We start from the raw sequence: 2,188 nt of genomic DNA on the forward strand, positions 1-2,188 counted from the left end.
TAAGGCCTGGCACGGCGATGGTACTGCACTCGATAGGGTGTGGGAGAGTAGCACACCGCCGCTTTACACGTCTGAAGGACCCCTTGGTGGAGGAAACCCCACCAAGGGGTCCTTTGTTTTTCCGGGCAAATAGCACCGGGGCATAACAGAACATCACGCGTGTTTCACAACAGTGTTTCACGTGAAACAATTTGGCGGACGCCTGACTCGCCGCAATCCGTAGATGTCAGGCCACGGAAAGGAATCGGTCGGGAACGGCCGAACGGACATGGAACAGCATTCCTCCGAACATGTCTCCACGAATCTTCTGCTCGCTATTCTGGCTACGGGCATCATGGCTTTCATCGGCATTCTTACCGAAACGATGATGAACGTCCTGTTTCCCGAACTGATGACCGAATTCCATATCGACACGTCCACCGTGCAATGGCTGACCACCGGTTATCTGCTGGTAGTTTCGTTGGTGACACCGTTGTCTTCCTATTTGAAGCGCAAACTGCCATTGCGTCGCATTTTCCTTATTGCGATTTCCCTGTGTGTCGTCGGTTGCGTTATGGCCGCGTGGTCGTTGAATTTCCCGATGCTTCTTTTGGCTCGCATTCTGCAGGGAGCTGGGACCGGCGTGGCGCTGCCGCTGATGTTCAACATCATTCTCGAGCAATCCCCGAAGTCCAAGATCGGTACGCTGATGGGTGTCGGTAATCTCGTCTGTGCTGTGGCTCCCGCTCTCGGCCCCACGGTCGGTGGTATCGTCGGTACCTTCATGCCGTGGCGATGGATCTTCGTGCTCCTGTTGATGTTCCTGATCGCCTCGGGTCTTCTCGGCATGAAAACCATACGTCAGGCTACACCCAACGTGGATGCCCATCTCAATCCGCTGCACGTACTCTGTCTTATCGTCGCATTCATTTCGTTCATCTTCGCCCTGGAACAGGGAGGCGCGGCCATTACTGCTATCAGCAAGAACCTGCCAGGTGCCATGTCGCAGCTGACCAGACCAATTGCTCTGCTGGTCGTTTCCGTTGTCGCGCTTATCGTATTCGCCCGATGGAGTAGCCGATCGTTCTCGCCTTTGGTCCGTCTCGGTGTATTGCGTAGCACGACGTTCCGATGGCATTTGCTTGCTTATGTGCTGCTGCAGTCGGTGACCATCGGCTTCGGATACATGATTCCGAATTCCTGCCAACTTGGGTATGGAACGACCCCGCTGCTTGCCGGAGTACTGGTGCTGCCCGGCGCTCTACTGGGTGCTGCGGTCGCTCCGATTTCCGGATCGCTGCTGGATCGGTACGGAGCTATGCGACCGATCTCCATCGCCATGGTGATTGCACCGCTCGGTACCGTGTTGATGGCGACGCTGGTCGGACCAACGACCGGCGTTGTGTTGATTAGCGGCTGTTACTTTCTCTACATGCTCGGTTTTTCGATGTGTTTCGCCAATACGATGACATCCGGGCTTTCCGGTATTGCGCCGCAGCTCAGGGCTGACGGCAATGCGCTGTTCAGTACGTTCCAGCAGCTCTCTGGTGCCGTAGGCACCACGGTGATGTCGGTGTTCCTCGGTGTGGCGCAGGCTGGTTCCGACGAGACCGGTACTTCCAGTTTTGCCGCGGCCACACTGAAGGGTGCTCATTGGGGCTACGTGGCGCTGATGATCGTGGTCATTGCGGCGATGCTGGCCAACATCCGGGCATTCGTTGCCGCTCACAAGGAAAACCGAGCATAACGACGCATCCGGGGAATAAATTGCTGTGTTTTGGGACAACCATGCGCTGACCATTCGGGTTTCGTGCCCCGGAATGTTGGGGGAGGGGATTCCATGGCGCAGATAGATACATAATGTACATTATCGGCATATGTCATTGTGGGATTGCCGTCTGGGATGATCGAGGTGAGGGTGCCTGGAATACGTGAGTGAACGCGGGTTGAATTGTGCTCGGCGTGCCGGTGACGGTTCGGTCGGGGAAACGCACGGGTAATTTTTTCTGGTTTATGCTGGTGATGGTTGCCGGATCTGCCGTGGTTGGCGTCGTGGCATGGCCGATTGCGCCCTTTTTCGACACGCCGATGGAGGCGTTGATTTTCTTGGGGTTTGACGGTGTCTGAAATATCCCGGTTTGCGTTGTGGCGTGGGTTCGTGTAAGTTTTTCATTCGCTGCCCGGCACGGCCGGATCGGTCCGGTTGGTA

The 2,188-nt window shown here is 56.1% G+C and carries 2 protein-coding genes; one reads left to right on the plus strand and one right to left on the minus strand.

The features are described from left to right. Nucleotides 1-268 precede the first annotated feature (268 nt). Complete coding sequence (locus CSQ87_RS10615) at nt 269-1,726, plus strand: MFS transporter (protein ID WP_243388920.1); 1,458 nt, start codon at nt 269-271, stop codon at nt 1,724-1,726. Between the two features lie 133 nt (nt 1,727-1,859). Here the strand turns inward: CSQ87_RS10615 and CSQ87_RS11060 are convergent. Next, nucleotides 1,860-2,188: hypothetical protein (locus CSQ87_RS11060; RefSeq protein WP_207761145.1), on the minus strand; the 329-nt coding region annotated here is incomplete at its 5' end.

The organism is Bifidobacterium simiarum (assembly GCF_002802905.1).
GTDB lineage: Bacteria > Actinomycetota > Actinomycetes > Actinomycetales > Bifidobacteriaceae > Galliscardovia > Galliscardovia simiarum.

Coding starts and splice junctions, on each gene's coding strand:
- CSQ87_RS10615 (WP_243388920.1), top strand. CDS start 269: ATGGAACAGCATTCCTCCGAACATGTCTCCACGAATCTTCTGCTCGCT.